The organism is Methylobacterium sp. GC_Met_2 (genome assembly GCF_026540795.1).
In the GTDB taxonomy this organism is placed as follows: Bacteria; Pseudomonadota; Alphaproteobacteria; order Rhizobiales; family Beijerinckiaceae; genus Methylobacterium.
On the sequence record NZ_JALNUM010000096.1, the window covers coordinates 1 to 23,666 of the forward strand.

Genomic DNA, 23,666 nt, shown 5'->3' on the forward strand with positions numbered 1-23,666 from the left:
GCGTGATCTCGGGCGCTTCCTCAGGCCCAGCCGTCAGCGGGCTCTCTGCGCCGATCCAGGTGTAGGGCTTCAGCGTCTTCCGGTGGACGCCATAGGCGACGAACTGCCGGCCCTCGGCGAGCACGTCGATACCATCGCCGGATCCGTCCGCTGTCTTCAGGCTGATGGATGCGACCGGCTCGGCCGCACGGTAGACGGCCGCAACTTTCGGGGCCTGTCCTTGTCGCAGGAACGGGGTCGGCCCAAGCACCTCAAAGGCGAGCGCCGTCACTGTTTCCGCTAGGTTCGCGTCGGTCGCAAAATCCGCGTCGATGGTAATGATGTTGCCGCAGGCGATACCGGTGCCCGGCCACTGGCGTTCTTTCTTGCGCCAATCCTCCAAGTCGTCGGCCGTGGTCTCGGGCCCCTCGAACCGGGCGCGCTGCTGCCAAGCACGAATGCCAGGAGCCTTCCCGGCGCCGGTGTGGACAGCGTCATGGGCGACGATCGGCAGCGCGCCCGTCCACCTCATCCGCGCGAGTTGCGCGCGGACTTGCGTCGGGGTCAGGCCCGGAACGCCAGAGGGGACGGGCGGCGCTACCGTCATGCGCTATTCGCCGATCGCCGCAGGGGCGGGCACGGCGTGCCACAGGTCGGCTCCAGTCGGCGGCTTCGTCACGTCCTGCGTGCAGAGTCGCAGATAGGCGGCCGCGGCGGTCTTCTCGTCAAAATCGACTTCGCCCACGTTGATGGCAAAACCGATTTCGCGATGCAGGCTGCCGGGAGAAAGCCGGAGGATGGCGCAGAACGCGCGCAGACCTTCAGGCGGCAAGATGAGGCCCGCTTTGCGGCGGCCCTCCTCGATCTCAACAGGCGCTGCGAGGCGCAGACGATGCCGCCGCTCGGGGCGGCGCTCGAAGTATCGAAGATCCGCCGCCAGGACGGCGAACAACTCCGGCGGGGTGCGGGCTGGAAGCTTTGCCGACATCAGCGGGCGCCCCCATCGGACGGGCGCATCGCTTCGACGGCTTGGCTGGCGGTCAGGAGCGCGGCGCTGGCGCAGCGGAGGGCGTAGGCCAACCCGCGCCGGTCGCCGATCATGGCGAAGGCAGCCGCAGTCTCGCTGTAGGTGCGGGCGATCTCGGCGGCCTCGGCGGCGGCTTCGAATGCGAGAGCGGGGGGCGCGCCATCCCTGGCGCGCGAGGTGCTGGTGAGGGCGACTGTCATGCCGCGTCCTCCGCATTGAGGACCGTAGGCACGTAGGCCGCCATTCCGTGCGGCCCTGGCACTGCCGTAGAAGCGTAGACCTTCGCCCCGATCTGGACGGCATAGGACTGCGCATCGAGGGGTATCACCGACCACGGAGTCGGCAGGGGCCGCCAAACCTTGTCCGTGTAGCTGCGGGTCTCGATGCCGACCCACTGATCCGCGGGCAGGGGGGCGAGCCTGCACCGCCAATCTTGAGGACGGCTCTTGCCGATCGCAGCCCGCTCAAGCCTTTCGACGTGGTTCGGCGTCCACGCGGGGACGCGTGACACGATGGTGTCCCACGGCTCGAAATCTTGAGCGGCCAAGGTGAACCGCACGAGGCGGACACGGCCTTCGCGAAGAGCCGGCATAGATGCCGAAGCCGTGCGGTCTCCGGTGGCCGAGGTGGTCGCCCAGAGGAAGTCTGGATCGGGGAACCCGCCGATCTGATTGCGGCCGGCCCGCAATTCGCCTGAAAACAGGATGTGCGGCAGGCGGGCGGTGTCGGTGAAGTGATAGACGGGGGCGTTCATCGCGCCACCTGCCAGCTATCGATCTGCGGATAAGCCAGCGAAGCCACCGCGGCAGCTACCGATGGACTGAAATCGAACCGCTTCTGAAGCCGGGCGATCTGGACTTGCGAGGGGGTCGAGGCTATCTCGGGGATGTCGCGCTGGTAACCGACATTCTTCCCGGAAGCCCCTGCCGTGCCCACGGCGGGGGTTTCTGCATTCATGGGTCTATCGATCCTGATGATTGCGCCGGCCGGCACGGCGCGGATGGATCCGGCCAGCGGGGGAGCGCCCCGCCGATCTTGCGGGGCTAGGCGGCGATGGGCTCGGAGGAGCCATGAAGGCGGGCGTCGCGTCGCTGAGCGGCGCGAGCGGCGATCGCTTCACGGGCGCGGCGCAAGGCGGCTTCTCGGGCATCGAGCCCAACCAATCCGACTTTCTGCAGCAGGGGCTCTGTCGGCACGCGCCATTGGCCGCCCGCGCGAAATGCCTGCGGGAGATCGCCCGTCTCGCAGCTGTTGTAGCTCGCATTCCTGCCGAGGCCGCAGAACCGGCCAGCCACGACAGGGCCGGTCGTCGGGTTGGTCAGCACCTCAATCCAGTCTTCAGGAGTGGGGCCGTGGATCCGGGCGGCGATAGTCGCCCTACGCTTTGCTGCCGCACTGGCCGCCCCTTCAGCCACTCCGCTCATCTGCGCCTCGCTTTTGTCACCGGATAAAATGACAGAATGCAAACTTGCGCTGTTCGGGGCCGTTGTCAATTCCTGTCACCAGGATTATTAGGGATATTATGGTGCAGGAAGGGAAAGCGATGGCGACTGCTGGAGAAACCCCACGGCGTGGGCCGGGCAGGCCGCCAAAGGCGCCGGGGAAGGGGACGCGGCGGAACTACGCGTTCCGGATGAGCGATGAGACGCGAGACCTCGTCGTGGTGGCCGCCGACAAGGCTGGGCGTTCGATGAGCGAAGAGATTGAGCGCCGGGTAGATCAGAGCTTCCAGACGGCATCTCTGGCGCAATCACTGCTCAATGGCAGCGAGCAACTTTATATAATGGTGTCGCGCATATCGAGTTTGGTCAGCACTATTGAGAACTACACCGACAAATCTGGCACGCATTTAGGGTCGAAAGATTGGAAGTCGCACGAACCAACTCGTGCAGCTATTCGAGCCGGCGTGACTCAACTTGTTGAAGATTTGACAGCGCCGGTTCGCAAGGTTGACCGTGAAGAGTTGGTAAGAATGGCGAAGGCTCTGTCTGATGACATGAGCGGGAAAGGTAAAAACACGTCCGAAGCAGACCGTCGCAAGCTAGACGAGTATGCCCATCTCTCAGACATCCATAATTTTGAGGCGCTGAGTAAGGTTTTCGCTGGCGTTCTTAGCGGAACGATTTCGTTGGAGGATGTGAAATCCGTGTTCAGGCCCATGGTTTAAGTGCGACAATCTGCCATAGAGAAAATAAGGCATACTTTAAACCAAACAGGAACGTCCCGGTAAACTGCTTTCTCCGTTGTATATACTCGTCAGCGCAACCCTCTACTTTCCAATCGAGTAAAGGGAGGCTCGCAATGCGACCGGCCAATCTCGACACTGTTCTGCTGATCCGCATCGACCGCGGGCTGCGCGCCGCCCTTCGTGGGGCTGCTCAGCGCCGGGGCACGAACGCATCTGCCTTGGTGCGCGCTGCCATCACGGCCAGCGTCGAGACTGACGACCCGTCTTCGACCCCGCCGGCCGCGCCGGTCGTCGCCCTTCAGGTCGCCGCCTGATGGGCGAGGTCCGCCGCCTCCCGGCCCGCGCCCCTCGGCCGGCACCCCCGGACTGCTCGGCTATTCTCGCCTGGGAACGGCTGCGCGCTGGAGCGAAGATCACGCACGGCACGCTCAGCGAGCTTGTCGCGATGCTGGACGACAGCGCCCCGCTCGCGACCGTGCTTGCGCAGATCGACATCCTGAACACCCAACTTGCCGCCTGCGGATCTGCCGTGACCTTCTTGAAGGCTGCAGGCGACCCCCCGAGCGCCGCTTAGAGGAGCCAGCCATGGGCGGCGGACAGACCAGCACCCAGAACTCGACCCAGGTCACGGACAAGACCCCTTGGGCGCCTGCAATCCCGGGGCTGCAGTCGGCGCTCACCAACGCGCAGAACCTGTATCAGTCGGGCGTCGGCTCGCAGATCTACGGGGGCCAGCGTGTCGCGGATTTCTCGAACGACCAGTCTGCCGGGATCCAAAGCACCCGTGATCAGGCCGCGTCCGACAACGCAGGCGGCATTGGCACGAGCTACCTGCAGGGCTTGCTCGGCTCCAACGGGATCAGCGCGACCACGCAGCAGGGCCTCGGCATGCTGTCCGCCGTCCCGAACGTCGATACCTCCCGCCTTTCGGGGCTGGCGGATCAGATCGGCTCGGCCTCCAATCCCATCAATCAGACCGCGAACGCCTTCATGAACGGTTCGCGGGATCTGACGACGGTTCCGCAGTTGCAGGGGCTGTTCGACAAATCGCAGCAGATGTCGGCGGCCGAGAAGAACCTGTCGGGCGTGGCTTCGGGTCAGTACCTCGACCCGACGACGAACCCTTACGTGCAGGCGCTCGTCCAGTCTTCGAACCAGAACGCCGCCAACGCGGTGAAGGAGGCCTACGCGAAGTCGGGGCGATACGGCTCGGGCAACTTCGCGGGCGCCACCACCAAGGCGATCAACGACACCGACACTGCGCTGTATGCCAACCAGTACAACACGGAGGCTCAGAGGCAGCTCTCGGCCAACAGCCAGATTGACGCCGCCCGGCAGACCGCATCGGGTCTCGGGTCCAACATCCTCGGCCAGATCGGCACCGTTCAGAGCACGAACAACAGCCAGCGCCTTGCGGGTGCCGGCCTCGGTCAGGCGCAGCAGGCCGCGCAGGCTGGCGTGCTTGGGCAGGTCCTCGGCGGCGACGAGTTCAACAGCAACTTGGGGGTGACGAAGGCGCAGGGTTTCATCGGTGCCGGGCAGACCGGGCAGGCGCAGGCAATTCAGGGTGCCGGACTGCTACCGTCCGTCGACGCCCTCCGCTACGCCCCGGCGAGCAACCTGCTCCAGGTCGGCGGCCTTCAGCAGCAGCAGGCGCAACAGAGCCTTGAGGCCGCCCAGCAGCTCTTTCAGGAGCAGCAGCAGACCCCGTGGCAGGCCCTGTCACAGTACGCGGCCTACCCCTTGAGCATCGGATCACAAGGTGGCCAGACGGTCACACAGGGCACCTCGCAGACCAAGACCAGCGGTCCAAGCGCGATGCAGTCGATCCTGGGCCTGGGAACCGGGCTTTTGTCGCTCGGGACGGGCGGCGGCGCGACGGTGGGCGGCGCGCTCCTCGGCGGCATGTTCGGCTCGGATGAGCGCCTGAAAGAGAACATCCAGCCCGTCGGTGAACTGAAGGACGGGCAGCCGATCTACAGCTACAACTACCGCGGCGATCCAAGGACACAGATCGGCCTGCTGGCGCACGAGGTGGCCGAGAAGCGCCCCGATGCTGTCGGCCCGATCGGTCTCGGCGACATGCTCGGCGTCGATTACGGCAAGGCCACGGATGAGGCCGCCCGTCTGGCCGCCAAGGGCAAGAAGGGCAAGGCCAAGGGCGATCCCTCTGGCGGTTCGGCCCCGCCGGCTGCTCCCCCGGCTGACCGGCCGGGCGTAACCATCGTGGTTGAAGGGCATTCGCCCCATGACCCGCAGGCCGCCGCTCTATCGCAGGGTCTCGGTGCTTACGCAGCTTCGATGATGGCGGGCGGTGCGCATCCCGGCACTGGCGGCGGGCTCGGTTTGATGCAGGCGCTTTTGCGGGATGCGACGCCGCAGGAGCCAGCCCCGGTCCGCACTGGCGCCACGAGACCCGAGACCCGCGGCAAGCGCCGTGCGGCGGCTTGAGGAGTGCGTGATGGATCATCTCGACGCCTCCGAGCTTGTGCCGCCCGCCGTGCTCGCGGTCGATGACCCGCCGACGCCTCTGCAGGAGCAGATCGCGGTGGCTTGCGCCGAATTGGCCGTCAGCTTCCGGAGCCTCCAGACGGTGAGCGGACAGGCTGCGTCGTTGCTGGAGAATGGCACCGGCACGGCCCACGACCTCGCTAGCCTCGTGCAGGTGTTCGAGCAGCTTCAGCTTCAGGCGGGCAATCGGCTCATGACCCTTGGCGCGATGTGCGGCTCCGCGGGGTCGGCCTGATGCTTAGCGACCCGACTTCCCTCTCGAACCTACGGACGCACCGATGAGCGCCGGTCTCTCCTTCGGGGGTATCCCCGCATTCGCCGATCTGAGCCCGGATCAGCAGGCCATGGTCATGCAGGCCCTGCAGGGGCAGGGGCAGCCGGCTAACGCCCCGCCGGCCGCGCCGAGCAGCCTGCTCGGCCAGGTCGACCCGAAGGCCGCGGACCCGGCGCCTGAACGGGGTGGTTCGCCGGTGGCGATGTCCGAGACGGACACGCGGCGGATGGAGCAGGCCATGGCCTCGCCACAGGATCGCGCCGCGCTCGGCTCCCTGCCGGGCTCACCCGACGCGCTGTTGTACGACCGCGCCGGTATGGGTGGCGGCGTCAACCCGTTCGGGGGCTCAGCGGACCCCTCCGGCCAGCGCAACGTGCCGCTCCCGCCGCAGCGTCCGAGTGAAGCCGACCTGCTGGCCGCGCCGACGGCGACGGGTTCGGTGTCTGGCACGAACCCCGGTGCTTTGCGTGGGCAGCTCGTGGCGACTAGCGCCTATCATCCGAATAGCCCCGGGACGGATCAGGCTGCGCCTGGCTCTACGCCGACTGGCGGGTATCCTGGTGGCGCTGGTGAATTCGATCCGCTCACGGGGCAGCGCCTATCCGATCAGCCGCGCTCGCTCGGTACGCCACAGGGTGCGGTCTCCCCGTCCGGTGCGGCCACGGCGACCGGTCAAGCCGGCGGTGCCGGTGCACAGCCTGGGTTCATGGATCGCTTCATCAACGGCCTGAACAGCCCGGACGGATCGAACTTCCTGCGCTCGCTCAGCATCGGCCTGCTGACCCAGCGTGGTATTGGACCGGCGGTCGGGGCTGCCATGCAGCACTACGACAGCAGCCAGGCCGGCTCGCTCAAGAACCAGCTCGAACAGGTGAAATTCCTGCAGCAGCAGCAGGGCGCACAAGCGACCTATGGCTCGTTGCGGAAGGCCGGGTTCTCACACGAGCAGGCCACCGCGGGCATGTACAACCCGACCATGCTTACGAACCTGCTGGCGCAGTCCAAGCCGAACCTGCAGACCATCGGCGGCCAGATCTACGACCTGAACAAGAACGGCGGCGTGCCTGGGCAGGGCAACCTGGTGGGTCCGGCGAGCGGACCGCCGGCCGGCTACCGGCTGGGTGCGGACGGGCAGAGCCTGGAGTTCATCCCGGGCAGCGAGGCCGACCCCGCCGTGAAGGAGCGCAACGCCAAGGCGGTCGCCACCGACAAGGAGCAGACCCCGCTCCTCGACATCGACGCCCGGCGCAAGGTCGGCATCCCCGACAACGACACGCGGGCGGCGTGGGCCGATCCGAACGGCAAGGTCACGTTCAACGACGGGCCGCCGCCGCTCGCAGGCAAGCCCGGGACGACGTTCTACGACCGCGGCACGCAGAAGCCGATCCTGACAGTGCCGTCTGCCAAGCCGGACGGGTTCGACACGGAGACCAAGCTGCGCGGCGAGTTCTCGAAGCAGCTCGGCACCTTCGCGGACGTCCACGACGGCTACGGTCGGCTGATCGCGGCCACGAAGCAGCGGCAGGAGAACCCCGGCTCGGTTTCGCCCGCCTCCGACATCTCGTTGGTGTTCGGGTACATGAAGATGCTCGACCCAGGCTCGGTGGTCCGAGAGGGCGAGTACGCCACGGCCAAGAACGCCGCCGGCGTCCCCGAGCGGGTGCTGAACGCCTACAACAAGGCGCTGACTGGCGAATTCCTGTCCGATACCCAGCGCAAGGATTTCCTGGGGCAGGCGTCCGAGCTTTACGGCACCGCCCGCAAGACCGCCGAGGGCGTGGCCGAGCGCTACCGCAACCTCGCCACCTCCTACGGCGCTGACCCCAGCCGCGCGGTCTACCTGCCGGAAATGCCGACCCCGCCCAAGCTCGGCCAGCAGGGTCAGACCGCGCCGGTCGGCGGTGCCGCTGCTCGCTACCAGTCTCTGATCCAGGGCGGCATGTCGAAGGCCGACGCCTTCGCGCAGATGCACAAGGAGGGCCTGTAGATGGCCGGCGGCATCACGTTCGACCCGGCCGAGTTCGAGGCCTTCAAACAGGCTACTGGTGGCCCAGCACCGTCGGCTGCGCCCGGTGGCTTCGACCCAGCGGAATTCGCGGCCTTCAAGGCGAACCAGACCACGGCCGACACCGGTCGGGAGACCGGCGCCCTGAACGCTGGCGCTCGTGGCCTTGTCGACGGCATCCCGGTGGCCGGCCCGTACATTCTCGGCGGCATCGACCGCGCCGACGCGGCCCTGCGCGCCTACCAGGGCGGCACCGGCTACGACGACGAGTTGGCGAAGGCCCAGGCCTACGGCGACGACGTGAAGGCCGCGCACCCCTACGCTAACACGGCGGGTGAGGTGGCCGGTGGCATCGTCGGCACGGCGCCCTTGATCGCAGTGGCTCCGGCGGCGTTCGGGGCGGGTGCAGGAGGGCTTGCGGCCCGCTCTGCGGCGTCGTTGGCTTCAGGCTTGGCCCTGGGCGGATCCGACGCCGCGGTGCGTAGCAGTGGTGATCTGCGTGAAATCGGTAAGGGTGCAGCGGCTGGGGCAGCTTTCGGTGGCGCCGCCCCTGCCGCCGGTGCCGCCCTCGGCGCAGGCGTCCGAAACTTCTACGAGATGATCGGCTCGCGCCTCGGGCCGTCCAGTGGGTTCGGGCCGGCGGCGACGCGCGTGCTGGCTGAAGATGCGGCCAATTCCGGCGGTGTCGCTCCGATCCGGTCGCGCATGGGCGAGCTTGGGTCCGATGCTATGCTGCTCGACGCCTCGCCCTCGTTCCAGGGTCAGGCGCAGGGCCTCGCGGTCCGGCCGGAGACCCGGGAAGCCGTGACGGTGCCGATCGTGGCCCGAGCGGGCGGTATGACCGACCGGCTGGCCGACGACATCAACGGCGCGTTCGGTCCCGCCGTCAGCCCGCAGGCCGCCACCAACACCTTTGCGGCCATGCGCCAGGTCCCGAACCAGGCCATCGGTGATGCCGTGCGGAGTGCCGGCCCGATCGACACGACGGAGGTGCTGGCCAACCTCGGGGACCGTCTGCGTACCGCCGAGGGGCCGCAGCGTGCCGCGCTGACCCAGGCCCGCAACATGCTGATGACCGAGCACCCGTTCACCGGCGCCGCGATCCCGCAGACTAGCGCCGAGAACCTGCAGAACGCCAAGGTGGCGTTGTCCGGCATGATGGAGCACGGCAACGAGTCGCTGGGCGTGCCGCGCGGATCCGTGGCCCAACGGGACGGCGGGCTCGGGGCGACCGTGTCCGACCTCAACCGGGCCCTGCGCGATCAGGTGTCCGGCTACGGTGCGGCCAACGACGTTTCGGCGGCCGTCGCCCGGCGCATGGAGGCGGTCGAGCAGGGTTCGCAACTTTTCCGGTCAGGTCAGGGCGCCACGCCGCCGGCCGACCTCGCCCGTCAGCTTGCAGGCAGGAGCCAGGGTGAGCGCGACGCCATGGCGCTCGGCACCCGCGGGGCCATCGACCAAGCGGTCGGTACCCGACGCAACGACCTCACGGCGATGCAGAACCTCCTCCAGGGTGAGGGCGGGTGGAACACCGCCAACCTTGCGCAGATCCACGGGCAGGCCCCGGTCGACCGTGTCGTCGGTGCGGTGAACCGAGAGGCTGCCTTCGATCAGGCCAACCGTCGGATCGTGGAGGGCTCGCAGACCGCACAGCGCAGTCAGGCAGCCGACCGGGTGGCGCCCCGCACGACGCTGGGCAACGACATCGGCGGCACGGTCGCCGGCGCGATCGGTGGTCCGCAGGGCTGGGCGCTCGCGCAGGCCGGCCGTGTTGCCCGCGCCGGTGTGAATGCTGCTGGGCAGGCCGCCGACGTGGCCCGCAACCGTCAGCTTGCGGAGGCCGTGACGCTGAACCAGGGCGATCGCCTCGACCTGCTACTGAACGCCATCGAGGCGCGCGGGCGGATGCAGGAGCGGGCGGCGGCACTCGGAAACGTCGCGGCTCGCGGCGGGCAGGCGGCGCTTCTATCGCAGGCAGATCGGGCTCGGCCCTACCTGCCGACGGCCTTGCCTGCCCTGCCGGCCTTCGGTCGGTGACCGCGCCATGCGTAAGCGACAGCCGCGATGAAGATCATCCCGAGAATGCCGAGGAAGGCGAGATCGCCGATCCGGTCAGCTACCCAGTCAACCCCGCTTGGAACGGTGGCATTCACGCCCCACCCGATCGCCGTCATGACGATGGCGAACAGGATGAGGGTGGTCAGGACTTCAGCCGCGCGGCGCATGGGTGAGAATGTGGCCCCGCCCCGGCGTTCTGTCGATAGCCGCCCGATCGCTCAGAATTGGCTCAGGACGGGCGTCGCCCTGAACCTGCACTGACAACCGTAATTCGGCCACGGCTGCCAGTGGGCCGGATTTCGCAAACACGGGGCATTCCGCATGACGATCGGCTTCGGCTCCCTGCCCTCGTTCGCGGGCGGCGACGACCAGAACCCGCTGAGCCCTGCGCTCCAGCAGTTTCTCCAGCAGCAGCAGGCGCAGCAGATCGCCCAGACCCAAGCGCCGACGGCGATGTCTCAGGATGTCCCGGCCGCCACGCCTCCAGGCTTCACCGGCTACCAGCCCCAGACCCCGCCGACGGGGGCACCGACGGACGTGGTGCGGCCCGGCGCTGCCGCAGCCGGCACGGGGCTGTTGTCCATGATGGGCCCGAACAGCGCCGAGGCGGCGACGCCGCAGATGTCCGACCGCGAAGCACTTATCGCCAGCGCCAAGCGCATCGGCGCCGACCCGCTCGATCTCGCCACCGTCATGTCCTACGAGACCGGCGGCACCCTGTCCCCGTCGCAGGCGGGTGGGGCGGGTGGCCGGCACGTTGGGCTGATCCAGTTCGGCCCGAACGAGCAGAAGACCTACGGCGCTCACGACGGCCAATCGTTCCAAGAGCAGTTGCCCGCGGTCGAGCGCTATCTCATGGATCGCGGCTTCCAGCCTGGCATGAACCGGCTCGATCTCTACTCCACGATCAACGCGGGGCGCCCCGGCCTGTACGGCGCCTCCGACGCGGGCAACGGCGGCGCGCCGGGGAACGTGGCCGACAAGGTCGCGAGCATGGGCCCGCACGAGGCCAAAGCTGCAGCGTTCCTCGGCGGGAGCTTCACGCCGCAGATCCCGCAGGCGGGCCAGCCGCAGTCGCTGTCGCCCGGGATCGCTCGACCGGCTGGCGCCTCGATGGGCTCGACGGCTGGGACGGGGGCGTTCGGGCTCGGCGGAATTCAGGCACAGGGCGCCCCCGTCCCGGGCCAGTCCTCGCCGACACCCGACGTCGCGTCCCTGTCTAGCCAGCCGTTGACCGCTACCGGCACGCAGGATCAGCAGCAGTCCAGCCCCTACGGCAACATCGCCTCGGCGCTGAAGGCCGTCGCGGCAGGGCAGCAGAAACAGGCGCAGGGCAGCGGTGGTGCGATGAGGGCGCCGGAGGTCGGTGGCCGGCCAATCTCGCTGCAGCAGGCGCGGGCCATGTTCAACCCAGGGAAGTTTTACGGCGCCTTGCGTAGCGCGGGCGTGCGAAGCGTGTGATCAGCTTTTTGCCTGCCGCTGAAACTGGATACCGCAGCTCTTCTGAACCGACGCCTGCTCCACGGCTTCCATTTCGCCTTTGAGGCGGGCCAGTTCAGCGGTCTGCGCGTTGTCGCCATCAATGAAGAACAGGGCCGGCCAGAACACCACGGCGCCAACGGCCGTCACCACCTGGTCATCCTTGCGCTTCTGATCCTGAACCCCCGCGGCAGTGGCGGCACGAGATGCGAGGCGCGCCGACTCCTCCCGGATCTGCCCGCACGAATAGCTCGTGTACTGGATCGGCGAGACGTAGGTAGCTGCCACCTTGTCAGACGACGACGCGCACGCGCTGAGACACACCGCGGCCAGGGCCACGGACAGGATCGCATACTTCATAGAAGCCCCCTCAGGCGGTCTTCGCCGCTGACGGGTACTTGCACCATTCGGAGGGGCGAACGTCGAGACTGAATTCGCCAAGCTTAGCGAATTGTGGCGCGTCTGTGTTCACAGAGCCACGCATAGGAAGCGACTGCGCCGGCGAGGCCAATCGCGGGCCTAGCCCCGGTGCTGCTCTTCCGGCGCGCGGCCGGAGCCGATCGCTGAGGGTATGGTGGCGCAGGGTGGTTAAGGGATCCTATACGCTCCCGCAGTCGCCAACCGATCTAAGGTCTGGCTGTGCTGCGCGGGCATGGGCTCAAGAGGGCGGGCACGAGGGCGAGTGTCGGGGCGGACCTTCCGCATGATCGGCACGTTGCATTAGATGAACACCCACCACGCTCCCTTGCCGGACCTCGCTCGCCTTGCCCTGACGGAGTCTGTTCTCACGGCAGCCGATAGCCTCTGGCGAGCCGAGATGCACCGGAACTATGGGCCGGACGGGGCGCTGGCTTACGGCTACGCGCCAGAGGGCCAAGGCGGGCTGGGGACGCCTCTCCGGCGATCCTATGAGGCCCGGCGTGTAGCCGTCGCGCTGTGGCGTAATGAGCGGAAGACGGCGACACGGTGATACGGGAGACAACGATGTCTGATACCGACAAGCGACCAGGCGTGAGCGTTGTGCCCCCAACGATACCGATCCCGAACGTCAACGTGCCGGACCCAACGACCGGTAGTGAGCCTGAAAGCAAGGACACGGTCCAGGGTGCCACCGGCCATGAGGCTTTCGAAAAGGCCAAGGCGGAGTCTGAACAAAGGAAATAGTCAGTACGGATAGGCCACAGACGCCTGCCGTCCTCGGTGGGGCGCTGAACCAGACCAATCTGCTTAGCAGGAGCCCCGCGGCATCAGTCCCGCGGGGCAAGCGACAGTTACATCCGCGAACGACGCATGTGGTGACGCCGATGGCGCTTCATGTGCCGCATACTCATCATGCCGCGCTGGCCACCCATCCGCTTCTCTGACGGGCTTTTCACGCTTCCAGGGTTGTTCATGTTGCTCTGAGCACTGCCGCTGCCACTGCCGGCCGGCATCTGAGCGAGAGCCGCCCCTGTGACGGCGAACGACAGCGCAGCCGCGAGAGCTAGGGTCTTCATCATGGCGTTCCCTCCAGACGGATCAGCTCGATCAGTCCTGGGCTGAACGTCATCGTGATCGATATCGTTCAGGCTTCCGCCGCAGATCACCGCCGTCAGCATCATCTTGCTTGCTGTCGAGGCTCGGTTCAGCTACCGAGGCCGCCCCGGACAAAGAAAAGGCCACCCCCGAAGGAGCGGCCCGAAGTCTAGGGAGGAAACGCCCAAGAAGGGCAGCGGGATCGCGACGCCATCGCCATCCCGCAGTGCAAAGCTAAGCCATCGCACTGCAGCAAGCAACCATCAAATGGTTGACCTGCCCTGCGTAGCCGGCACGCCTCAGATCGGACTCAAGCTGCATTTGCCTGGGCTACCGTCTCAAGCCCGGTGATGCGCTTCGATCGTCCGCACGCGCGTTCCGACTAGACGAACCGTTTTTCGTAGCTGTTCCTCGGTGACGCCTAGGCGGGCTGCGAGGGCTGCACGCGCAGTGCGGTCATTTATATCGATATGGGTGGGGACCGATGACTGGAGCTGTGCCGTATCCATAGCGGTATGGTCACGCCTATCGGCGTGCCTCTGCTGATGTTGTGAGATCGAACTCTCAACATCGGTCATGTCGCTTGGTTGCCCGCCTCCAGGGCTCTGCGACGAATATCAACAGATATCGTCATGGCACTTCGCGAACGGAGGAGTGAGGATCTGGCCGTGAGCCGGCGCTTGCGGTCTCCAGTTCCGCCGCGCTGCGCCGACCCTCACGCGACCGCCCGGCCAAGGCGTCACGGGCGAGCCCGGTGAACTGGACCGGATACGCCTGTCGTCACGTGCTTACCCGCGCCGGGCCGTGCGGCGTCGCGAACACCTCGGGTACGTCTGCGGGAAAGATGAGTGCTGTAGCAGCCGTGCCGGGCGATGTCGCCGTTTCAGCTAACATCAGCGCCGGTTAGCGCGACTGCGCCGGTAATGCCGCCTATGGTTTCGGATCTGTTGCGCACATGAAGCAAATGCCGCCCAGCATACCAATGGCTCACGAAGCAATAGCAGATTTATACGCCTATACCGACTCACGTTAATCGGCGCAGGCATTAGAAGCGATAGATACTATCGCCAATACAGTTCTCACCCAGGTTGTAGCCGTGCCGTTTTGCAATCTACGCGCCCCCCTTCTTCGCTGCGGTGGTGTCGCGCTTGTAGTGGGGATGGTTGCGCTCGGGCCAGCCCAAGCCAGCCTCTCTAGCGCCATCAGGATCGTGCTACAGAAGGGCCGGCACTACGACCCCACAGACTTATTCCTCCACCAAGGCGATACGGTCACCTTGGTCAACGGCGACGACAACGCCGTCCACCACGCGTTCATCGAGGCTGATCGGTTCGCGTTCGACGCCGGCGATCAGGAGCCGGGCAAGCAGGCCATGCTGACGCTCAAGGAGCCCGGCGATTTCATCATCCAGTGCGGCATCCACCCGAAGATGAAGCTCACTCTCCATGTGCAGTAGCAATCTTCGCCGGTGACGCTCGATTAACCAGAGTTTCCTACATGGTTAGAGCGCCAATCGGTCGAGATAGGGGTTCTACCGGTGCCGTTGTTCGACGCCGATCTGCGCGCCCTCATGGCGGCCATCGATAGATCTCATGCGCGGATCGAGTTCGCCCCTGACGGGACGGTGCTGACCGCCAACACCTTGTTCCTCGACCTGATGGGCTACACGCTCGCGGAGGTAAAAGGGCAGCATCACACCCTGTTCGTCCCAGCCGACGAACGTGACGGCGATGCGTACCGCGCGTTCTGGGCTGCCCTGCGTCGCGGCGAGGCACAGACCTGCGAGTTCAAGCGGGTCGCCAAGGGTGGACGCGCCGTCTGGATCCAAGCGACCTACAATCCCGTGCTCGACCGTACCGGACGGGTCACCCGGGTCGTCAAGTTTGCCACCGACATCACTGCGCAGGTGATGCGCAACATCGATCACGACGGGCAACTCGACGCGCTGCACCGTTCGCAGGCGGTGATCGAGTTCGCCCTGGACGGTACCATCCTAACCGCCAATCAGAACTTTCTCACCGCAGTCGGCTATCGCCTCGACGAGGTCCAGGGCCGTCACCATAGCCTGTTCGTGGATGCTGGCGAGCAGACCGGTGCAGCCTATCGCGAGTTCTGGGCGACGCTCGGCCGGGGTGAGTTCGCTTCGGGCGAGTTCCGCCGCATCGCCAAGGGTGGGCGCGAGGTTTGGATCCAGGCCACCTACAACCCGATCCGTGATCGAGACGGCGTGCCTGTGAAGGTTGTGAAGTTCGCCACCGACATCACGGCGCACAAGCTCCAGACCACCGATGCGGCGGGGCAACTCGCGGCCGTCAACCGATCGCAGGCCGTGATCCAGTTCGCACCCGACGGCACGGTGCTCGACGCTAACGCGAACTTCCTCCAGGCGGTCGGCTACCGGATCGACGAGATCCGCGGGCAGCACCATGCCATGTTCGTCGAGCCCGGCTATGCGCAGACGCCAGAGTATACCGCGTTCTGGGAGCGCCTGCGCAACGGTGACTTCTCCGCCGGCATGTTCCAGCGCTTCGGCAAGGGCGGCCGCTCGGTCTGGATCCAGGCGAGCTACAATCCAATCTTCGACCCGACGGGCAGGCTGACTAAGATCGTCAAGTACGCCACCGACGTCACCGCCAACATGGAGGCGCGCTCCGTCGCGGTCGAGGCGGCCGAGAAGACCCTGGATCACGTCCAGGTTGTGACCGACGCGGCGGAGACCATGAATTCCGCCGCGCTTGAGATCTCGCGCAGCATGGCGCAGTCGAAGACCGTCGTCGACGATATCCACGGGCGGGCCGGCGAGGCGAATGCCGCCACGGAACGCCTGCAGGTTGCCGCCAGCGCCATGGGCGGCGTCGGCGCAGTGATCGCGGGCATTGCCCAACAAATCAACTTGCTGGCCCTGAACGCCACGATCGAGGCGGCGCGAGCAGGTGCGGCTGGTAAAGGCTTCGCGGTGGTTGCCTCCGAGGTCAAGGAGCTAGCCGGTCAGGCTGCCGCGGCCACAGCCCGGATCAGCGGAGAGGTCGCCGGCATGCAATCCGTGTCATCCGAGGTGGCGGCCAGCTTGACGACCATCACCGCGGCGATCGACACGATCAGCGCCCACGTCGACGGCGTGAGTGGCTCGATGGATGAGCAGGCGCGCGCGACGGGGGAAATCCTGACCAGCATGCGTCAGGCTGCGAACGGCGTGTCAAGCATCAGCACCAGCCTGGACAACTGGACCGTCGGCATGGAGGAACGGCGCAACGAGCGGCGAACCCGCGTTCTCCTGCCGGCTAGCATCCACATGCCAGGCCGCGGACCGATTGCTTGCTCGATCCGAGATCTCTCGGACGGTGGTGCACGGCTTCATGTGCGGATGCACGCTCAAGTCCCAGAACGGTTCGATCTAACCGTTGACGCCGACGGGCGTCGGTTCAGCTGTGAAGTGCGGCATCGCTCCGACACCAGCATCAACGTGCAGTTTCGGTCATCGATGGCCGGCGTCGCACGCGTCGCGTGATCGTAGCGAGCTGCGCCGAAGTTTAGCCCACCGGTACGCTGGCGGCGGCCGGATCGGCTAAGGCGCATGCTGCCGGTGTGTGGATCTGAGCCACCGGTCGGAACGCGCGCACGAGGTCGGCATCGAGGCGGCCCGCCATGCCTTCGAGGATGGCGTAAGCCTTCCCCGCATCCATCGGCGCCTTGTACGGCCGCCGTTCGATCAGCGCCGCGTGGATGTCACAGATCGTCACCAACCGGACCAAATCAGGGATCTCGGTCGCCTTAAGCTTGTCCGGATAGCCCGAGCCATCGAGCATCTCGTGGTGTGACCGGACAACCGACAGCAGGGTTGCGTCGAAGCCACCGCCGACGAGCATTGCATACCCCTCAGCCGGGTGGGTGCGCATCACCGCCATCTCGGCGTCGTCGAGCTTGCCCGGCTTGTTCAGGATCGCGGTCGAGATCTTTGTCTTGCCGACGTCGTGCAGGAGCGCGGCCTTGGCGAGGCGGTGCCGATTGGCGGCAGCCAAGCCGAGCACGCCCGAGAAAGCCGCGGCGAGACCGGCGACGAGCAGGCAGTGCTGGTGGGTGACGTCGTCGAAGCGTTGCACCGCCGTGACCCAATCGTGGATGCCGGTGTCCTGGATGGCTTCGACGATCAGATCGGTGCCGATCTCAGCCACCGTGGGGGTGATCGATCGACCCGAGAAGAACGCGTCCGAGAGGAACTGGTGAGCGCTGGCAGCTTGCCTCTGAGCTGCAACCGAAACCCGATGACGCGCCCCCTTCAGCCCTTGCAGCTTGTCCGTGAGGAGGCGGGTGGCGACGCTTGCGGCCAGCGTGGAGGTCGCACCGAGGATGCGGGCCTGCGCTTCGGCCCTGGCGACGTTGCCGTGCACGAGGAAGAGGTACGGCACACCATCGCCGCGAGCCTGATCCAGCGCCCGACGTAGGCGCACGAGCGCTTCGGAGTTCAAACCCTCAACGTCGCTGACGATCAAGCTGGCCCCCGTGTTCGGGACCGCATCATCGTAGAGATCGCGAACCTGACATGTGCCGAGCGTGCCGAGATCGCGGGCCAGACGCCGACCACGGTGGATGTCGTCGGTGATCAGCAGAAGCGCACTCATCGCCGCCCCTCAGAGGATGACGCGTTCGTTGAAGGTCAGGGGGCCGAACGGCATGCGGAATGCGACACCGATCCCTTCGGCGGTATGACGGACTACCGTCGCGTAGCGCTTACCCACCGTCACGGTTGCGCCGACTTCCGGCCGTTTCTCCAAGAGTAGAGCGGCCCCGGTCATAGACAGGTCTGCGACGAGCGCTTCGGCCACACGCGCACCCTGCAACAGGACTTGGACCTGGCGGTGAACAGGGACGATCCGGGTCGCCTTACGCTGATCATCCTGTTCGTCGGCGGTTCGCAGCCAAGCAAGTCGCGCCTCGATGCGAGAACGACGCTCAGGATTGGCCACAACTTGGAATACGAAGCCGCCGGGCCGCCCGTGCAGCACGACACCGTCCATCAAGCCGATATTGTCGAGGTAACAGGCGACGTGCGTCCCGATCTTAGGAAGCGGCCCAGCCGAGAGGCGGCGTAGTTCGATGAAATCAGCCGAAGACACATCTGCGAGGCACTGAACGTCATCCGCACCCGGCGAACAATATCTACCTAGGGTTGTAACATTGAAATCTGTTGCCACGGAAGTTGTCCTGGCTGATGGAACAACGGAGAGTAGCAAAAGCGGGTTTACGATCCGTCATAACCTCACCGATATGCGCGCTTTGTTGCGTCGCGATCGCCCAGTAAGACGTTCGGCTTGGCTCGGCGCAGCACCTCGGCGAGGAACCCAGTCGCGCTCTGGGCATGGGACTGTGCTGCGGTCAGAAGTCCCGCCCGATTTAGGACCCGCTCTGCGGGCCGGCGGGCGATGTCCTCGACAGCACGAAGGGCCGATCTAACCGCATCCAGGGCGCTGTAGAGACCTGGTGTATTGCTGGCGGCATTGGCGCGAATCGTCAGCAGGCTGGCTTCGACGTCGCGCAAACTGGCGCCGTCCGAGGTGGCTGAATCGGCTATCGTCTAGATGATGCCCTCCAACGCCTCGATCGAAGGTATGAAACACGGCAACAGCCTTGTGCCGGTGGCTAGCCTGTTGTCGTTCGTCATACCGTCCATCCGCGTGCGCCTACAGCATAGCTATTCCCGGGCCACGACCCACGCGGATTCTTGTTCGGTCTGATTGGTCGGGGTCGCCCGCTGCCCCTCGGCAGCCCTTCTTCGCTTCAGTGTCCACAACTTGCCTTTGTGGATCTCCCTTATCCGTGGGGTGAATCGTTTTGCACCCTATGGCGCCGAGCAGCGCCGGGGCCGCGGATCGCCCTCCTCGCCGGAGCCACTGCAGCCACTCCCGGCTGATGATGCGCACCACGTTCGGGTCGGACTTCCGACCCTGGTGACGCCGCTCCTGGATGGTCAGCAGCCCGTCGCCTTCGGCCAATCGGATCGCAGCTTGAGCGAGTCGCCGGCACACACCCGCCCGGGCGGCGATGGCGTCGACGCACAGCCCGCAGGCGCCGTTGCGGGCCATCTCGTCCCCGACCACCCGCAGGACCGCGAGCTGCCCGGTGGTGAACCTGCTGGCGAGAGCAGGCGGCATTGGGCCGGAGCAGGCCAACCGCCGGCGACGCTCGATCGCCACGGATCGCTCAGGAGGCCGCTGGAGGCGCTTCGGCGGGAACAGCGTCACACGGCCGAGCGGAATGCCGACGGGCACCACGGCCTCGCGGATCGCACTCCTGCGGGTGTGCAGGGTCTCAGCCAAGCCCTGCGCCTCTGAGTCGGTGACGGTCTCGGCAGCGTGGGCCTGCCAGATGGTGCGCGACAGGTCGTCGAGCTGCGCGAGTGTCCGCGCGCCGTCGATCGCCGACCGCATGGTGGCGTGAAACATTGAACCCGGTCCCTCACGGGCCGCGGCTAGGGTCCAGGCAAAGCTTCCCCGGTGCGAAAGTTGGCGCTTTCGCTTGACTCCCGGGCGGGAGCTATGGCTTGTGAGGGGTTATCGGACCGGCCTCACAAGGCCCCAGGTTTTCAGCAGGCTCCCGTTTGGCGACGGGGGCCTGTTGGCTTTTCAGGGTCTATCTCGCGGCGATGGTCTCCTGAATGGCGGCCGCGACTCGCCGAGGCTGGCGCGGCCGTGACCGCCCATGTCGGCCGGAGCGCATGGCCAAGTCAACGCTGTGGCCTGCGCGCCTCAGATTGCGTCGCAGCAACGAACTTACGTAGTTTGACGTTGAAGCCGTTCGCTCAGCTGCGGCTGTTCCCGTCGCGTACCAGCACTCCATCCTGGCGAGGCAGATATGGTCGTGATGCGGATTGCGGTTCTGTGCGGGTGCGGGTTGGCGCTAGGCGGCTGTCTATCGCCTGTGGCGCACACGGGGTCTTACGTATCCCTACCACCACTAGCTGCAGTTGATGCAGCACCGCTGCCACCCGTCGTGGAGCCGGGGCAGCTCCTGAGACCTGGTCTTGGTAGAACGACTGCAGGCGTGAACCCGTCTGATGATCTGCGGTCGTCCGAACGTGCTCGTGTCGCTTGGGCACCCATGCACCCTAAAGATTTTACTCTGCTCTCGTCGTCGGGGGCTTACGCCACCTCCAACGCTGCGGTCTCCGGTTCGACCAGGACGGTCCGCGTCACGCAGCCCTCAAAGGTTGGCGCCCGTCGCTTAGCGCATGTGCAACCTTACGGCCGCGAGAGGACGATGGATCGCCTAGAAAGAGAAGGGCAGCGGGACGCGAAGCCGATCTGCGGCGGCTGCTGACCCTCGTTGGTAACGCGCCAAGGCGGGTGCAGCCGTAACGGTCCATGTCGACCGGCCGGCACGGTTAAGTCAACGTTGAGGGATCGAGGCTGGCGGATTATCAGCCCAGCATGGCCAAGCGCGTGAAGCAGTACCCTCAGGATCGGAGCTCCATCCTGTTCGACGTCGTGTTCGAGGACGGCAGCCGCGCTTCGAACCAGCGCGTGCCCATGGAGATCCTGGGTGGGCTCGATGGCGATCAGCCGGCCCACGATCTCATCGAGCAGCAGGAGGCCGAGATCGCCCAGAAGGCGGGCCGGCCGCCACGCTCGATCCAGAGCCTGATGCGGGCTGCCAAGTCAGAGCCGAAGCCAGTTAAAGAATAGAGCGCTTCGCGCTTATCTGATCGATAGGGCACTGCTTCTGGCCTGACGGGACAGGCGCGGAAATCTGTAGGTTTCTAAACTGTCTATTCGATAGCCCAATACATAAGCTTCGCATGAGCGGCGCCTTCATTCGGGCCTGATAGCTTCCATGCGGTTGGAACGAGTGGCTGGGCGATGCAGACGGTGACGAAGAGAGTTAAAGGTCGAGTGGATCGTCCGACGGCGCCCAGGGGCGACACGTTCGATCCGTATTTCCCGAGCATCAGAACCGCCGCGGTGGGCATGCCGTCGACCCAGCGACCGACGATCTACGATCCCTACTTTCCGTCAAACACACGGGCAAAAGGCTCGGCGGATGCTTAGCCGCGCGCTCGCTTCGCTTTACCTCTACATCGTCGGATCGCCCGGTACCGGCTGGGCAGTCCGTACAGTGACGGTGTCGGTCTCTCGTTATTAGCCGCTTAGGCACCGACCGCCGCGTGGCTCGCTAGGCAGTGTTGTGCGAGACCCTACCGGTCCCGCACAACCCGGATCGCCGGTTGCAGCACGTAGGGCGAGCTGGGCAAATGCACGCCGTCGCCCTCACGTCGGACGAAGATCTCGTAGGCCTGACGTGGTGAGAGCAGGCCCGCTGGCAGGTCCAGCGTGAAGCCGTGCCAGCCGGTGCCGATCCCCTCCACCGCCAGATCCTCACGGAACTGAATGGCCCGGCAGCGGCCCAGCATGCGTCCCGTGATGCCGATCAGCACCCATAGAGACACGTCCGGCGCGTCCGGGTCCCAGGCCCAGCCAACGATCCGCCGATGGGTCAGGGTCCCGACGTGGCCAAGCAGAGCCACAGGCCTCTCACGCCGCCAGCAGCGCCGTCCAAGCGCCGACTGCATCGATCGCCTTAGCACAGATCCGCAGTCCGTCGGCCGAGCGACGCACCTCGACGACATGCGGCACGCCCGGAGCCAGCCGCACGTCCAGCCCGAGGTCGAAGCCGACTTGGCCGTCTCCGACGCCGACTTTGGCCAGGTCTGCGCGGTATTCGCTCGCAACGGCGAGCGCCACCACAGCCCCGTCTACCAGCACGTCCAGACACACTGGAGTGGCAGGCTGCGCGGCATCCTGCGCCCAGCCGCCCACGTGCAGCATGCCGTCCGTGCCGACCACGCAGCGGTCCAGCCAAGCTCGCACGGGGCTCAGCTCCGTATTTCCGCATGACGCGATTGCGCGACGGGCCAAGCTCCCGCGCAGCGCGGCCAGTTCGGGACCGAGTTCGGTGCGCGGAGCGTAGGGCACGGGTGCAACGCTCGCATCGAGGGCTTGGACACCGCCAAAGCCACAGCGCACGCCCGGGGCAGCCAGGAAGCTCTCGGCCGGGGTGTTCTCGGCTAGCAGCAGGTCATGGCTGTCGAGTTCGATGTGCCAGTACGTGAGATCCGCGACAGTCTCGCCGCGGGTGATGCTGGTGCCGTTGACCAAGTGGCCGGCGGCTACAAACAGGCCGTCGAGCCACAGAGCGTGATCGGGTGAGAGCAGCAGGTCGCGGGTGGGCACGTTGTCGGCCAGAGCGCCCGCATTGATGCGCACGGGGCAATCGTGTTTCGGCGCTGTGAAGCCGGAATAGCCGCGCGAGCCGATCCAGCGGATCGAGCGGGGCTTGCCGCCGGCGGTAATGGCTAGATCGCCCACCTCCAGTTGCTCCACCGGCACGTCCGAGATCACCCGCTCACGTAGCACGCGGATGCGCGTGCCCGTGACGTAGCAGGGCGCGGGTCTGGCTGGAGTAGTGGGATTGGTCGCCGGCGCAGCGCGGATGACGGTGCCGCCATTACCGTCTGACGCCGCCACGAAGCTGGTCGTGCGCGGAGCGGACAGCACAAAGTTCTCATTCACCTGCCCGCCGCCAGCCCGGGTACCGGTGACGGTGATCGAGGTGTTGGCGCTGTTGTAGCTGACGCTTGAGTTGGTCAGGCCAGCAAGTGCGAGTTCGTTGCCAGAGCCGAAGTTGGCGATGGTGTTGGAGAAGGTGGTGTTGCTGGCCGGCTGAGCGGCGACATCGAGCCCAAGTCGCGCGGTGGCGTTGCCCGACATGCTGGCGAAGGTGATCGGCCCCGTGCCGGCCGAGGTCGCTGCACCGAGCTGCAGCGTGCTGGAGGTGGCGCTCCCGGTCGCGCCGATCGTCGTGCCGCCGGAGTAGGTGTTGGCCCCGCTGAGCGTCAGGGTGTTGGCGCTGTTCTGGATGACCCCGCCGGCCCCGGTGATCGTATTGGCCAGCGTCGACCCGCCGGTGGCCGCGTTGATCTGCAGCGTGCCGGTCTGGATCGCGACGTTCCCGCTGATCGTGCCACCGAGGTTGAGCGTGTTCGCGCCCGACGTGAACGTCGCGGCGTTGCCCATGGTCGAGCCAGTGCCGCCGGCCAGCGTACCACCGGCGTTCACCGAGATGGTCGAGTTCGAAGTGACGACGCCAGCCCCGCCCGCACCTTGCGTGCCGGCAACGCCGCTCAGACCGCCGCTGCCCCCGGCTCCGCCGGCTCCGCCTGTGACCGTCGCGCCATTGACGATCGTGAGGCTGGAATTGTCGCCGTAATAGAGTGCTGCGCCGCCGTCGCCGCCGTTGCCGCCGAACGAACCTGCGGCACCGCCAGCCGCACCACCTGCTCCACCTGCTCCACCAGTAATGATCGTTCCGTTGCTGGTGTTGTTGGAGCTTCCGGCTGCAAATCTAGCTAGGGAGCCGCCGCCACCACCGCCGCCGCCGCTACCAGTACCATCACCAGCGCCGCCACTTCCGCCGATGCCAACAACATTGGAGTAGTTGGTCGAGGGGAGTGTGCCGGCACCATTGTAATTAAATAAAGCAGACGGAGCGCCGCCGCCGCCGCCGCCGCCGCCGTTCGTTCCAGCTATTGCAGATGTACCTTGAGCGCCGTTGACTGCGGTGTTGACCTGCTGTTGTG

Annotated in this window: 28 protein-coding genes; 12 read left to right on the forward strand and 16 right to left on the reverse strand. The window is 66.3% G+C overall.

All coding sequences use genetic code 11. The annotated features are described in order from the left end of the window. From OXS49_RS24960 to OXS49_RS24985, 6 genes are all read right to left on the reverse strand, one after another. On the reverse strand, window positions 1-511 hold a 511-nt coding region (locus OXS49_RS24960), incomplete at its 3' end, for a bifunctional DNA primase/polymerase (RefSeq protein ID WP_267427354.1). Window positions 512-589: 78 nt separating this feature from the next. Next, a complete protein-coding gene (locus OXS49_RS24965) occupies window positions 590-967 on the reverse strand; it encodes a hypothetical protein (RefSeq protein WP_267427355.1) in 378 nt (125 codons plus the stop codon). Further along, window positions 967-1,206: a hypothetical protein gene (locus OXS49_RS24970; protein ID WP_267427356.1), complete on the reverse strand. Its 240-nt coding sequence runs from the start codon at window positions 1,204-1,206 to the stop codon at window positions 967-969. Before OXS49_RS24970 ends, OXS49_RS24965 begins: the two co-directional genes overlap by 1 nt. Beyond that, window positions 1,203-1,760 carry a hypothetical protein gene (locus OXS49_RS24975; RefSeq protein ID WP_267427357.1) on the reverse strand — a complete coding sequence of 186 codons (558 nt, stop codon included), beginning with the start codon at window positions 1,758-1,760 and terminating at the stop codon, window positions 1,203-1,205. Before OXS49_RS24975 ends, OXS49_RS24970 begins: the two co-directional genes overlap by 4 nt. Continuing rightward, window positions 1,757-1,963, reverse strand: a complete 207-nt coding sequence (locus tag OXS49_RS24980) for a hypothetical protein (protein WP_267427358.1) — start codon at window positions 1,961-1,963, stop codon at window positions 1,757-1,759. The genes OXS49_RS24975 and OXS49_RS24980 overlap by 4 nt, the downstream gene beginning before the upstream one ends. A gap of 86 nt (window positions 1,964-2,049) precedes the next feature. Next, window positions 2,050-2,499, reverse strand: a complete 450-nt coding sequence (locus OXS49_RS24985) for a hypothetical protein (RefSeq protein WP_267427359.1) — start codon at window positions 2,497-2,499, stop codon at window positions 2,050-2,052. 140 nt (window positions 2,500-2,639) lie between these two features. On the opposite strand from OXS49_RS24985, the gene OXS49_RS24990 reads away from it, so the two are divergent. The 7 genes from OXS49_RS24990 to OXS49_RS25020 all read left to right on the forward strand — a co-directional run bounded on the left by OXS49_RS24990 (window position 2,640) and on the right by OXS49_RS25020 (window position 10,021). Next, window positions 2,640-3,173 carry a hypothetical protein gene (locus tag OXS49_RS24990; RefSeq protein WP_267427360.1) on the forward strand — a complete coding sequence of 178 codons (534 nt, stop codon included), beginning with the start codon at window positions 2,640-2,642 and terminating at the stop codon, window positions 3,171-3,173. A 134-nt stretch (window positions 3,174-3,307) separates the two neighbouring features. Beyond that, the gene (locus OXS49_RS24995) at window positions 3,308-3,508 is read left to right on the forward strand and encodes a hypothetical protein (protein WP_267427361.1); all 201 of its coding nucleotides are present in this window, start codon (window positions 3,308-3,310) and stop codon (window positions 3,506-3,508) included. Continuing rightward, on the forward strand, window positions 3,508-3,768 hold the full coding sequence (locus OXS49_RS25000) for a hypothetical protein (protein ID WP_267427362.1): 261 nt from the start codon (window positions 3,508-3,510) through the stop codon (window positions 3,766-3,768). Before OXS49_RS24995 ends, OXS49_RS25000 begins: the two co-directional genes overlap by 1 nt. A gap of 11 nt (window positions 3,769-3,779) precedes the next feature. Further along, window positions 3,780-5,645, forward strand: a complete 1,866-nt coding sequence (locus OXS49_RS25005; protein WP_267427363.1) for a tail fiber domain-containing protein — start codon at window positions 3,780-3,782, stop codon at window positions 5,643-5,645. A gap of 10 nt (window positions 5,646-5,655) precedes the next feature. Next, a complete protein-coding gene (locus OXS49_RS25010; RefSeq protein ID WP_267427364.1) occupies window positions 5,656-5,940 on the forward strand; it encodes a hypothetical protein in 285 nt (94 codons plus the stop codon). Window positions 5,941-5,983: 43 nt separating this feature from the next. Beyond that, window positions 5,984-7,966 (forward strand): hypothetical protein, encoded by a 1,983-nt coding sequence (locus OXS49_RS25015; RefSeq protein ID WP_267427365.1) that lies wholly within the window; start codon window positions 5,984-5,986, stop codon window positions 7,964-7,966. Further along, a complete protein-coding gene (locus OXS49_RS25020; RefSeq protein WP_267427366.1) occupies window positions 7,967-10,021 on the forward strand; it encodes a hypothetical protein in 2,055 nt (684 codons plus the stop codon). Here the strand turns inward: OXS49_RS25020 and OXS49_RS25025 are convergent. Then, window positions 9,976-10,209, reverse strand: coding sequence for a hypothetical protein (locus OXS49_RS25025; protein WP_267427368.1), 234 nt, complete (start codon window positions 10,207-10,209; stop codon window positions 9,976-9,978). The genes OXS49_RS25020 and OXS49_RS25025 overlap by 46 nt on opposite strands. 154 nt (window positions 10,210-10,363) lie before the next feature. Between OXS49_RS25025 and OXS49_RS25030 the strand changes: the two genes are divergently transcribed. Further along, window positions 10,364-11,503: a hypothetical protein gene (locus OXS49_RS25030; RefSeq protein WP_267427369.1), complete on the forward strand. Its 1,140-nt coding sequence runs from the start codon at window positions 10,364-10,366 to the stop codon at window positions 11,501-11,503. On the opposite strand, the gene OXS49_RS25035 is transcribed toward OXS49_RS25030, so the two are convergent. Next, the gene (locus OXS49_RS25035; RefSeq protein WP_267427370.1) at window positions 11,504-11,881 is read right to left on the reverse strand and encodes a hypothetical protein; all 378 of its coding nucleotides are present in this window, start codon (window positions 11,879-11,881) and stop codon (window positions 11,504-11,506) included. Between the two features lie 624 nt (window positions 11,882-12,505). On the opposite strand from OXS49_RS25035, the gene OXS49_RS25040 reads away from it, so the two are divergent. Next, window positions 12,506-12,685, forward strand: coding sequence for a hypothetical protein (locus OXS49_RS25040; RefSeq protein WP_267427371.1), 180 nt, complete (start codon window positions 12,506-12,508; stop codon window positions 12,683-12,685). 107 nt (window positions 12,686-12,792) lie between these two features. Here the strand turns inward: OXS49_RS25040 and OXS49_RS25045 are convergent, their stop codons facing one another. Together OXS49_RS25045 and OXS49_RS25050 are read right to left on the reverse strand one after the other, a co-directional pair. Further along, window positions 12,793-13,122 (reverse strand): hypothetical protein, encoded by a 330-nt coding sequence (locus OXS49_RS25045; RefSeq protein ID WP_267427382.1) that lies wholly within the window; start codon window positions 13,120-13,122, stop codon window positions 12,793-12,795. A 252-nt stretch (window positions 13,123-13,374) separates the two neighbouring features. Further along, window positions 13,375-13,614 (reverse strand): DUF3606 domain-containing protein, encoded by a 240-nt coding sequence (locus tag OXS49_RS25050; RefSeq protein WP_346016972.1) that lies wholly within the window; start codon window positions 13,612-13,614, stop codon window positions 13,375-13,377. A gap of 632 nt (window positions 13,615-14,246) precedes the next feature. On the opposite strand from OXS49_RS25050, the gene OXS49_RS25055 reads away from it, so the two are divergent. Beyond that, a complete protein-coding gene (locus OXS49_RS25055; RefSeq protein ID WP_267427372.1) occupies window positions 14,247-14,492 on the forward strand; it encodes a hypothetical protein in 246 nt (81 codons plus the stop codon). Window positions 14,493-14,606: 114 nt separating this feature from the next. Beyond that, the gene (locus OXS49_RS25060; protein ID WP_267427380.1) at window positions 14,607-16,544 is read left to right on the forward strand and encodes a PAS domain-containing protein; all 1,938 of its coding nucleotides are present in this window, start codon (window positions 14,607-14,609) and stop codon (window positions 16,542-16,544) included. Window positions 16,545-16,566: 22 nt separating this feature from the next. On the opposite strand, the gene OXS49_RS25065 is transcribed toward OXS49_RS25060, so the two are convergent. From OXS49_RS25065 to OXS49_RS25080, 4 genes are all read right to left on the reverse strand, one after another. Beyond that, window positions 16,567-17,655: an HD domain-containing phosphohydrolase gene (locus OXS49_RS25065; RefSeq protein WP_267427373.1), complete on the reverse strand. Its 1,089-nt coding sequence runs from the start codon at window positions 17,653-17,655 to the stop codon at window positions 16,567-16,569. Between the two features lie 9 nt (window positions 17,656-17,664). Further along, window positions 17,665-18,228, reverse strand: coding sequence for a PilZ domain-containing protein (locus OXS49_RS25070; RefSeq protein ID WP_267427374.1), 564 nt, complete (start codon window positions 18,226-18,228; stop codon window positions 17,665-17,667). A 65-nt stretch (window positions 18,229-18,293) separates the two neighbouring features. Continuing rightward, on the reverse strand, window positions 18,294-18,572 hold the full coding sequence (locus OXS49_RS25075) for a hypothetical protein (protein WP_267427375.1): 279 nt from the start codon (window positions 18,570-18,572) through the stop codon (window positions 18,294-18,296). Between the two features lie 142 nt (window positions 18,573-18,714). Then, window positions 18,715-19,476 carry a hypothetical protein gene (locus tag OXS49_RS25080; protein ID WP_267427376.1) on the reverse strand — a complete coding sequence of 254 codons (762 nt, stop codon included), beginning with the start codon at window positions 19,474-19,476 and terminating at the stop codon, window positions 18,715-18,717. A 984-nt stretch (window positions 19,477-20,460) separates the two neighbouring features. On the opposite strand from OXS49_RS25080, the gene OXS49_RS25085 reads away from it, so the two are divergent. Continuing rightward, window positions 20,461-20,715, forward strand: a complete 255-nt coding sequence (locus OXS49_RS25085) for a hypothetical protein (protein ID WP_267427377.1) — start codon at window positions 20,461-20,463, stop codon at window positions 20,713-20,715. A 509-nt stretch (window positions 20,716-21,224) separates the two neighbouring features. Here OXS49_RS25085 and OXS49_RS25090 read toward each other — a convergent pair. Continuing rightward, a complete protein-coding gene (locus OXS49_RS25090; protein ID WP_267427378.1) occupies window positions 21,225-21,554 on the reverse strand; it encodes a hypothetical protein in 330 nt (109 codons plus the stop codon). A 7-nt stretch (window positions 21,555-21,561) separates the two neighbouring features. Further along, window positions 21,562-23,666 (reverse strand): Hint domain-containing protein (locus OXS49_RS25095; protein ID WP_276082056.1); only part of this gene is annotated, 2,105 nt, incomplete at its 5' end.

What these genes read in the sequence shown, in the direction of transcription:
- OXS49_RS25000 (WP_267427362.1), top strand. Translation starts at nt 3,508, where the DNA reads ATGGGCGAGGTCCGCCGCCTCCCGGCCCGCGCCCCTCGGCCGGCACCC.
- OXS49_RS25025 (WP_267427368.1), bottom strand. Translation starts at nt 10,209, where the DNA reads ATGCGCCGCGCGGCTGAAGTCCTGACCACCCTCATCCTGTTCGCCATC.
- OXS49_RS24995 (WP_267427361.1), top strand. Translation starts at nt 3,308, where the DNA reads ATGCGACCGGCCAATCTCGACACTGTTCTGCTGATCCGCATCGACCGC.
- OXS49_RS24965 (WP_267427355.1), bottom strand. Translation starts at nt 967, where the DNA reads ATGTCGGCAAAGCTTCCAGCCCGCACCCCGCCGGAGTTGTTCGCCGTC.
- OXS49_RS25015 (WP_267427365.1), top strand. Translation starts at nt 5,984, where the DNA reads ATGAGCGCCGGTCTCTCCTTCGGGGGTATCCCCGCATTCGCCGATCTG.
- OXS49_RS25085 (WP_267427377.1), top strand. Translation starts at nt 20,461, where the DNA reads ATGGCCAAGCGCGTGAAGCAGTACCCTCAGGATCGGAGCTCCATCCTG.
- OXS49_RS24990 (WP_267427360.1), top strand. Translation starts at nt 2,640, where the DNA reads ATGAGCGATGAGACGCGAGACCTCGTCGTGGTGGCCGCCGACAAGGCT.
- OXS49_RS24980 (WP_267427358.1), bottom strand. Translation starts at nt 1,963, where the DNA reads ATGAATGCAGAAACCCCCGCCGTGGGCACGGCAGGGGCTTCCGGGAAG.
- OXS49_RS25065 (WP_267427373.1), bottom strand. Translation starts at nt 17,655, where the DNA reads ATGAGTGCGCTTCTGCTGATCACCGACGACATCCACCGTGGTCGGCGT.
- OXS49_RS25060 (WP_267427380.1), top strand. Translation starts at nt 14,607, where the DNA reads ATGGCGGCCATCGATAGATCTCATGCGCGGATCGAGTTCGCCCCTGAC.
- OXS49_RS25005 (WP_267427363.1), top strand. Translation starts at nt 3,780, where the DNA reads ATGGGCGGCGGACAGACCAGCACCCAGAACTCGACCCAGGTCACGGAC.
- OXS49_RS25045 (WP_267427382.1), bottom strand. Translation starts at nt 13,122, where the DNA reads ATGATGCTGACGGCGGTGATCTGCGGCGGAAGCCTGAACGATATCGAT.
- OXS49_RS25030 (WP_267427369.1), top strand. Translation starts at nt 10,364, where the DNA reads ATGACGATCGGCTTCGGCTCCCTGCCCTCGTTCGCGGGCGGCGACGAC.
- OXS49_RS25020 (WP_267427366.1), top strand. Translation starts at nt 7,967, where the DNA reads ATGGCCGGCGGCATCACGTTCGACCCGGCCGAGTTCGAGGCCTTCAAA.
- OXS49_RS24970 (WP_267427356.1), bottom strand. Translation starts at nt 1,206, where the DNA reads ATGACAGTCGCCCTCACCAGCACCTCGCGCGCCAGGGATGGCGCGCCC.
- OXS49_RS25080 (WP_267427376.1), bottom strand. Translation starts at nt 19,476, where the DNA reads ATGTTTCACGCCACCATGCGGTCGGCGATCGACGGCGCGCGGACACTC.
- OXS49_RS25035 (WP_267427370.1), bottom strand. Translation starts at nt 11,881, where the DNA reads ATGAAGTATGCGATCCTGTCCGTGGCCCTGGCCGCGGTGTGTCTCAGC.
- OXS49_RS24975 (WP_267427357.1), bottom strand. Translation starts at nt 1,760, where the DNA reads ATGAACGCCCCCGTCTATCACTTCACCGACACCGCCCGCCTGCCGCAC.
- OXS49_RS25040 (WP_267427371.1), top strand. Translation starts at nt 12,506, where the DNA reads ATGTCTGATACCGACAAGCGACCAGGCGTGAGCGTTGTGCCCCCAACG.
- OXS49_RS25050 (WP_346016972.1), bottom strand. Translation starts at nt 13,614, where the DNA reads ATGACCGATGTTGAGAGTTCGATCTCACAACATCAGCAGAGGCACGCC.
- OXS49_RS25010 (WP_267427364.1), top strand. Translation starts at nt 5,656, where the DNA reads ATGGATCATCTCGACGCCTCCGAGCTTGTGCCGCCCGCCGTGCTCGCG.